We start from the raw sequence: 7,556 nt of genomic DNA, 5'->3' as shown, positions 1-7,556 counted from the left end.
CATCGGTGGGGAGCAATCGGTTGCGTGAGGTCGGAAAGCGGCTGATTCTAGGAAGGGCCCGTGACCCGACCTGTCACAGATTGCGCTGCCGGGATAATCCGGCGATGCATTCGTACGACGTGGTGGTGATCGGCGCAGGCGCGGCCGGCTTGTTCTGCGCGGGGATCGCCGGCCAGCGCGGCGCCCGCGTGCTGCTGATCGACCATGCCGAGAAGCTGGCCGAGAAGATCCGCATCTCCGGCGGCGGGCGCTGCAATTTCACGAACCGCGATGCCGGGCCGGCCAACTTCCTGTCGGAGAACCCGAATTTCTGCCGCTCGGCGCTGGCCCGCTACACGCCGCAGGATTTCATCGGCCTGGTGCAGCGCCACCGCATCGCGTGGCACGAGAAGCACAAGGGCCAGCTGTTCTGCGACGAATCGGCCGAAGACATCATCGGCATGCTGCTGCGCGAATGCGAACAAGGCGGCGTGACGCGCTGGCAGCCGTGCAGCGTGGCGGCGGTGCGCGGCGAGCCGGAGCGCTTCGAGCTCGATACGGCGCGCGGCCCGGTGCGCTGCCGGCGGGTCGTCATCGCGACCGGCGGGCTGTCGATCCCGAAGATCGGCGCGACCGATTTCGGCTACCGCATCGCGAAGCAGTTCGGCCACAAGCTGGTCGACACCCGGCCGGCGCTGGTGCCGCTGACCTTCGCGGCGGCCGAGTGGGCGCCGTTCGTCGAGCTGGCCGGGCTCTCGCTGCCGGTGGCGATCAGCACCGGCGCCGGCAAGGCATGGGCCCGTTTCGTCGAGGACCTGCTGTTCACGCACCGCGGGCTCAGCGGGCCGGGCGTGCTGCAGATCTCGAGCTTCTGGAAGCCCGGCACGCCGCTGCAGCTCGACCTGGCGCCCGACCGCGACCTGGCCGCGGAATTCCTGCACGCCAAGGCCGGCTCGCGCAAGCAGCTGGGCAACGAGCTGGCGACGCTGCTGCCGGCCCGGCTGGCCTCGGCCTGGCTGCAGGCCCGCCCGGGCTTGTCGGATCGCCCGGTGGCCGACCTGAAGGACCGCGACCTGCAGCAACTGGCCGCCGGCCTGCAGGGCTGGCAGCTGACGCCCGACGGCACCGAGGGCTACCGCAAGGCCGAGGTCACCGCCGGCGGCGTCGACACCCGGGAACTCAGCTCGCAGACGCTGGAAAGCCGCCGCATGCCCGGCCTGCACTTCATCGGCGAGGTGGTCGACGTGACCGGCTGGCTGGGCGGCTACAACTTCCAGTGGGCCTGGGCCAGCGCCGCGGCCTGCGCGGCGGCCATCACCGACAGTCGCGACCGCCTTCAGCCTGCTGAAAGCGGTCACTGACACCCCGCTTGCGCGTCAGGGAACTATGGCTATAATCGCGGTCTTTGCTGGCAAACCCGCGCCGCGATCTCGCTACAAATCTTCGTCCACGCCTCTGGCTGGATTCCGGAACCTCCTGCTAGAGAAACCGGGCGAACGACAGTGAGACACCGAGCGCAAAAACTTCTGGATCTATGACTTCGATTCGCGTCAAAGAAAACGAGCCGTTCGACGTGGCTCTGCGCCGCTTCAAGCGCACCATTGAAAAGCTGGGCCTGCTGACCGACCTGCGCGCCCGTGAGTTCTACGAAAAGCCCACCGCCGAGCGCAAGCGCAAGAAGGCCGCGGCCGTCAAGCGCCACTTCAAGCGCATCCGCAGCATGCAGCTGCCGAAGCGCCTGTACTGAGATAGATTCGATCCGGCGCTGATGTGGCGCTGGAGCACAACGAAGCCCGCGCCACGCGGGCTTTGTCGTTTTTGATCCTCGCTTTCGACCCTCACCTATTCGAGCACCTGCGATGACCCTGAAAGACCAGATCACCGAAGACATGAAGACCGCGATGCGTGCGAAGGACGCCGCCCGCCTGCTGACGATCCGCGGCCTGCTCGCGGCACTGAAGCAGAAAGAGGTCGACGAGCGCATCGTGCTCGACGACGCCGCGGTGATCGCGATCGTCGACAAGCTGATCAAGCAGCGCAAGGATTCGATCACGCAGTTCGCCGCCGCGAACCGCACCGACCTGGTCGACAAGGAAACCGCCGAGCTGGCCGTGCTCGAAGGCTACCTGCCGCAGCGCCTGTCGGCCGACGAGATCGCGGCCGAGGTCGGCAAGATCGTCACCGAGCTGGGCGCCACCGGCCCCGGCGACATGGGCAAGGTGATGGGCGCGGTGAAGACCCGACTGGCCGGCAAGGCCGACATGGGCCTGGTGTCCGCTGCGGTCAAGCAGGCCTTGAGCAAATAGGTCGCCCACCATGACCGATCCCGTCGTCCAGCAGCTCAGCGCCGATGTCTGCGTCGCGCCCCAGCTCGAACCGGCCGCGATGGCCTGGGCCGCGCAGCAGGGTTTCAGGAGCGTGATCAACAACCGCCCCGATTTCGAAGGCGGCCCCGATCAGCCCACCAGCGCTGCCGTCGAAGCCGCCGCGCACGCGGCCGGCCTGCAGTACGTGCACCTCCCGGTCGCGCCGGCCGTGCAGACGCCCGAGCAGATCGCCGCGTTCGCGGCGCTGCTGGCCTCGCTGCCCAAGCCGATCCTCGCGTTCTGCCGCACCGGCACGCGCTCCGGCAAGCTCTACCGCGCCGCGACAGGCACCGCCTGACCGCTCCCAGGCACGGCGGCCGTCCATGCGCCTGAAGCTGAAGGTCTTCCTGTTCGCGGTGATCCCGCTGATCGCGTCGCTGCTGCTGATCGCGGTCGCGGTGCGCCAGAAGGAGAACGACCTCGCCGCCCGCGAGCGCGCCGTCGTCGAGGCCGCGACGATGGCGTCGAAGCAGACCGAGCTGCGCCACTACGTCGACCTCGCGCAGAGCACGATCGCGCCGCTCTACGCCTCCGGCCGCGACGACGACGCCACCAAGGAGCAGGCGATCCGCCGCCTCGCCTCGCTCGACTACGGCAGCGACGGCTACTTCTTCCTCTACGACCTGGCCGGCAAGAATTTGATGCACCCGCGCCAGCCCGAGCTGGTCGGCCAGCCGATGTGGGACATGCGCGACGCCAACGGCGAGCCGGTGATCCAGCGGCTGATCGCACGCGCCCGCGAAGGCGGCGGCTTCGTCGAGTACCTGTGGYGCAAGCCGTCCACCGGGCAGGTGACGCCCAAGCTCGGCTACGTGGTCGCGCTGCCGCGTTGGAACTGGATGTTCGGCACCGGCCTGTACCTCGACGACGTGCAGGCCACGATGAAGCAGCTCGACCAGCAGGTCACCGCCAACATCGCCGACACGATGTGGTGGATCGCCGGCATCGCGCTGCTGGGCATCGTGCTGATCGGCGGCAGCGGGCTCGCGCTCAACGTCAGCGAGCAGCGCATCGCCGATGCCAAGCTGCGGCTGCTGGCGCGCCAGGTCGTGCAGTCGCAGGAAGACGAGCGCGCCTACCTCTCGCGCGAACTGCACGACAGCACCAGCCAGACGCTGGTGTCGATCAAGCTGCTGATGGAGTCGTCGGTCGCGCAGCTCGGCAGCGAGGCGCCGGCCACGCTGACGAAGGCGCTGGTGCGGTTGAACGGCGCGCTCGGCGAAGTGCGCGAGATCTCGCACCGGCTGCGCCCGGCCGAGCTCGACGTGCTGGGCCTGCCGGCCGCCCTCACCCACCTGGGTGAAGAATTCGGCGAGCAGCGCCGCCTGCCGCTGCAGGTGCGGGTGCGCGGCGAGCCGCCCGAGGGCCTGCCGAACGAGATCAACACCGTGCTGTTCCGCGTGACGCAGGAAGCGCTGAACAACATCGACAAGCACGCGGCCGCGTCGCACATCGCGCTGCGGCTGGCCTTCGGCGCCGGCGGCGTGCGGCTGCGCGTGATCGACGACGGCCGCGGCTTCGACGTCGGCGCGGTGCAGCAGCACCCGCGCCGCGGCATCGGGCTGCGCAACATGCGCGAGCGGCTCGCCTCGATCGGCGGCAGCCTGAACGTGGCGTCGAAACCCGGCCGCACCGAGGTCGTCGCCGACGTGCCCACCTCGGCCATTCGACGCTTCGCCGCCACCGCCTCATGACTCCTACCGCCACCCGCCTGCTGATCGTCGACGACCACCCGCTGGTGCGCGAAGGCCTGAAGGCCCGGCTGTGCAGCGTGGCCGGCATCGACGTGGTCGGCGAGGCCGGCGATGCGGCCGAGGCCTTCGCGCAACTGGCCGTGCACGCCGTCGACCTGGTGCTGATGGACATCGKCATGAAGGACGTGAACGGCATCGAACTCACGCGCCGCCTGCTCGCCGAGCGGCCGGCGCTGCGCGTGCTGGTGCTCAGCATGTACGACAACCCCGAGTACGTGAACCGCGCGATGCAGGCCGGCGCGCGCGGCTACGTGCTGAAGGACGCGCCGTCGACCGACATCATCGAGGCGATCGCCGCGGTGCAGGCCGGCGAGACCTTCCTGAGCGCGGCGATCTCGGGCCGGCTGATGCGGGCGCAGACGCCGCGGCCGGTGATGTCGCTGCGCGAGAGCGAGATCCTCGCGTGCCTGGCCAAGGGCCGCTCGAGCAAGCAGATCGCGCAGGACCTGAACCTGAGCGTGCGCACCATCGAATCGCACCGCCAGAACATCAAGCGCAAGCTGAACCTGGAAGGCCAGGCGGAGCTGATCAAGTACGCCGTGGAGCACTGCCGGGATTTCGGGGAGACGCCGGCTGCGTAGGCGAATTTGCGTAAAACCACTTAGCGGATTCACCCGTGGCGCCGCTGGCCGTTTGCGGGTCTGATATCGCTGCAGTTTTCCAACCCTCGAGGACGACCCCCGTGTCACAACTCCTGAAGCTCGCGCACCTGATCGACGCGCTGAACGACCGCTTCGGCTGGCTGGCCAAGTGGGCGGTGTTCCTGGCCTGCTTCATCAGCGCCGGCAATGCCGTGATCCGCTACACCTTCAACTACAGCTCGAACGCCTACCTCGAGATCCAGTGGTACCTGTTCGCGGCCTGCGTGATGCTCGGCGCGCCGCAGGTGCTGCGCGTCAACGAGCACGTGCGCGTCGACGTGCTGTACGGCCGCTTCTCCAGCAAGGGGCGCGTGCTGATCGACCTGTTCGGCCTCGTGTTCTTCCTGATGCCGGTGATGGGGGTGATGTTCTATTTCGCGTGGCCGCTGTTCCTGTCGAAGCTCGCGAGCGGCGAGGTCTCCGGCAACGCGGGCGGGCTGATCCTGTGGCCTGCCGTGCTGATGCTGCCGCTCGGCTTCGCGTTGATGCTGCTGCAAGGCCTGTCCGAGATCATCAAGCGCGTGGGATGGCTCACGCACACCTACGAGATGGACCTGCACTACGAGAGGCCGCTGCAATGACGGTAGAGACCTTCGCCCCGCTGATGTTCGCGGGGCTGATCCTGATCATGCTGATCGGGTTCCCCGTGGCCTTCTCGCTCTCGGCGCTCGGCCTGCTGTGCGGCTTCATCGCGATCTGGCAGGGCTGGTTCCCCGAGCAGTTCATGGCCAACCTGCCGCTCAACGTGTTCGGCATCCTCAGCAACGACCTGCTGCTGGCGATCCCGTTCTTCACGCTGATGGGGGCGATCCTCGAGAAATGCGGGCTCGCCGAGGACATGCTCGACTCGATGGGCCAGCTGTTCGGCCCGGTGCGCGGCGGCCTGGGTTACTCGGTGATCATCGTCGGCTTCATCCTCGGCGCGATCACCGGCACGGTGGCCGGCCAGGTGATCGCGATGGCGATGATCTCGCTGCCGGTGATGATGCGCTACGGCTACAACATGCGCTATGCCACCGGCGTGCTCGCGGCCTCGGGCACGATCACGCAGCTGGTGCCGCCGTCGCTGGTGCTGGTGGTGCTGGCCGACCAGCTCGGCAAGTCGGTGGGCGACATGTACAAGGGCGCCTGGGGTCCGTCGATCCTGCAGGTGCTGCTGTTCGCGATCTACACCTTCGTGCTCGCGCGCATCCGGCCCGAGCACGTGCCCGGCGTGCCGAAGGAGGCGCGAACGCTGAACGGCTGGGCGCTGTGGCGCAAGTGCCTGCGCGGCATCATCCCGTCGGCGATCCTGATCTTCGCGGTGCTCGGCAGCATGGGCGGCCTGCCCGGCATGAACAGCGCCATCTGCACGCCGACCGAAGCGGGCGCGATGGGCGCGGTGGGGGCGTTCATCCTGGCGGCACTGCACCGCCGGCTCAACTGGCCGCTGGTGCGCGAAGCGATGCTCGGCACGATGCGCATTACCGCGATGGTGGTGTTCATCCTGATCGGCTCGCGCGTGTTCTCGCTGGTGTTCCAGGGTGTCGACGGCGCGAAGTGGATCGAGCACATGCTGTCGAACCTGCCCGGCGGGCAGCTCGGCTTCCTGATCGTCGTCAACCTGTTCGTGTTCTTCCTGGCGTTCTTCCTCGATTTCTTCGAGATCGCCTTCATCATCCTGCCGATGCTGGCGCCGGTGGCCAACAAGCTCGGCATCGACATGATCTGGTTCGGCGTGCTGCTGTGCGTGAACATGCAGACGAGCTTCATGCACCCGCCGTTCGGCTTTGCGCTGTTCTACCTGCGCAGCATCGCCGACACGCTGTTCAAGCAGGGGTCGCTGCCGCGCAAGGTGCTGTCGAGCGACATCTACCTCGGCTCGATCCCGTGGGTGCTGCTGCAGATCCTGCTGGTGGTGATCGTGATCCTCTTCCCGCAGACGGTGACGGTCTTCCTCGACAAGGAAGTGAAGGTCGACGTCGACAAGGTGAAGATCGAGATGCCTGACGGCGACACCTACCGCTCGAAGGACGAGAACCTCGACGACCTGTTCAAGAACGCGTCGCCGTCCCCCGACGAGAAGAAGCCGGAAGAGAAGAAGTGAGCGAGAGCGAGCCGCTGGTGGCGGCGGAGGGCCCGGCCTTTCCGCCGTTCGTGAAGCTGCTGCTGACGGCCCTCACCGCCGCGGTGTTCGCGGCCGGCGCGCTGGCGCTCGACCAGGCAGCGCTGCGCAATGCCTCCATCAGCGCGAAGCTGCTGGTGGCCGGCGGCCTGCTGGTGCTGCTGGTGACGAACTACTGGGTGCTGAAGAGCCGCATCCGCATCGATGCGCGCGTGATCGAGCAGACGTGGATGTGGACCAAGCGCGTGCGCTGGGCCGACGTGGGGCAGGCCAAGCTGATCTACATCCCGTGGCTTGCGTGGCTGGTCGCGCCGCGCATGGTGGTGCGCGGCGGGGCCGGGATCGTGACGCTGTTCAACGCGGCCGATCCGCAGGTGCTGGCGGTGTTCGCGCGGTATGCGCTCGCGCCGGAGTTGCGCGAGCGCTGAGCCTTACAGCTTCTGCGTCTGCATGAAGTCGTCGAACGCCGCCTCGGCGAAGCGGAACCACAGGTTCTGGTCGGCCCGCACCTTCGCGTAGTCCTCGTAGACCTTCTTCCAGTTCTGGTTCTTCGCCGAGAGCTCGGCGTACATCTCCTGCGAGGCCTTGAAGGCGGCCTCCATCACCTCCTTCGGGAAGCGAAACAGCCGCGTGCCGCTGCCCACCAGCTGCTTCAGAGCGGCCGGGTTGCGGTAGTCGTACTTGGCCTGCATGTCGATGTGGGCCACCGCAG

General features: G+C 67.8%; 9 protein-coding genes and 1 pseudogene. 9 read left to right on the top strand and 1 reads right to left on the bottom strand.

The window, feature by feature from the left end; genetic code table 11:
• The first annotated feature begins 104 nt into the window (after positions 1–104).
• From AC1D1T_RS28035 to AC1D1T_RS27995, 9 genes are all read left to right on the top strand, one after another.
• Positions 105–1,340: a BaiN/RdsA family NAD(P)/FAD-dependent oxidoreductase gene (locus AC1D1T_RS28035; RefSeq protein WP_477992913.1), complete on the top strand. Its 1,236-nt coding sequence runs from the start codon at positions 105–107 to the stop codon at positions 1,338–1,340.
• Between the two features lie 173 nt (positions 1,341–1,513).
• Positions 1,514–1,726, top strand: a complete 213-nt coding sequence (rpsU, locus tag AC1D1T_RS28030) for a 30S ribosomal protein S21 (protein WP_047503026.1) — start codon at positions 1,514–1,516, stop codon at positions 1,724–1,726.
• 112 nt (positions 1,727–1,838) lie between these two features.
• Entirely contained in the window at positions 1,839–2,285 is a 447-nt protein-coding gene (locus AC1D1T_RS28025) for a GatB/YqeY domain-containing protein (RefSeq protein WP_477826940.1), read from the top strand.
• Positions 2,286–2,295: 10 nt separating this feature from the next.
• Positions 2,296–2,643, top strand: a complete 348-nt coding sequence (locus AC1D1T_RS28020) for a protein tyrosine phosphatase family protein (protein WP_477826939.1) — start codon at positions 2,296–2,298, stop codon at positions 2,641–2,643.
• Between the two features lie 25 nt (positions 2,644–2,668).
• A complete protein-coding gene (locus AC1D1T_RS28015) occupies positions 2,669–4,039 on the top strand; it encodes a cache domain-containing protein (RefSeq protein WP_477992912.1) in 1,371 nt (456 codons plus the stop codon).
• A complete protein-coding gene (locus AC1D1T_RS28010) occupies positions 4,036–4,680 on the top strand; it encodes a response regulator transcription factor (protein ID WP_477992911.1) in 645 nt (214 codons plus the stop codon). The genes AC1D1T_RS28015 and AC1D1T_RS28010 overlap by 4 nt, the downstream gene beginning before the upstream one ends.
• Before the next feature lie 101 nt (positions 4,681–4,781).
• The gene (locus tag AC1D1T_RS28005) at positions 4,782–5,321 is read left to right on the top strand and encodes a TRAP transporter small permease subunit (protein WP_047503034.1); all 540 of its coding nucleotides are present in this window, start codon (positions 4,782–4,784) and stop codon (positions 5,319–5,321) included.
• On the top strand, positions 5,318–6,826 hold the full coding sequence (locus AC1D1T_RS28000) for a TRAP transporter large permease (protein WP_477843482.1): 1,509 nt from the start codon (positions 5,318–5,320) through the stop codon (positions 6,824–6,826). Before AC1D1T_RS28005 ends, AC1D1T_RS28000 begins: the two co-directional genes overlap by 4 nt.
• Positions 6,823–7,272 (top strand): hypothetical protein, encoded by a 450-nt coding sequence (locus tag AC1D1T_RS27995; protein WP_477843480.1) that lies wholly within the window; start codon positions 6,823–6,825, stop codon positions 7,270–7,272. Before AC1D1T_RS28000 ends, AC1D1T_RS27995 begins: the two co-directional genes overlap by 4 nt.
• Before the next feature lie 3 nt (positions 7,273–7,275).
• Here AC1D1T_RS27995 and AC1D1T_RS27990 read toward each other — a convergent pair.
• Positions 7,276–7,556 (bottom strand): annotated as a pseudogene (locus AC1D1T_RS27990) (ABC transporter substrate-binding protein); the annotation flags it as partial.

It is taken from the genome of Rhizobacter sp. P2_H3, assembly GCF_056403355.1.
The sequence above is the reverse complement of the archived record's forward strand: the minus strand, read 5'-3'. Positions and strand labels throughout refer to the sequence as shown.

Excerpts from the sequence above, each read along its gene's own strand:
- AC1D1T_RS28035 (WP_477992913.1), top strand. The coding sequence starts at position 105 with ATGCATTCGTACGACGTGGTGGTGATCGGCGCAGGCGCGGCCGGCTTG.
- rpsU (WP_047503026.1), top strand. The coding sequence starts at position 1,514 with ATGACTTCGATTCGCGTCAAAGAAAACGAGCCGTTCGACGTGGCTCTG.
- AC1D1T_RS28025 (WP_477826940.1), top strand. The coding sequence starts at position 1,839 with ATGACCCTGAAAGACCAGATCACCGAAGACATGAAGACCGCGATGCGT.
- AC1D1T_RS28020 (WP_477826939.1), top strand. The coding sequence starts at position 2,296 with ATGACCGATCCCGTCGTCCAGCAGCTCAGCGCCGATGTCTGCGTCGCG.
- AC1D1T_RS28000 (WP_477843482.1), top strand. The coding sequence starts at position 5,318 with ATGACGGTAGAGACCTTCGCCCCGCTGATGTTCGCGGGGCTGATCCTG.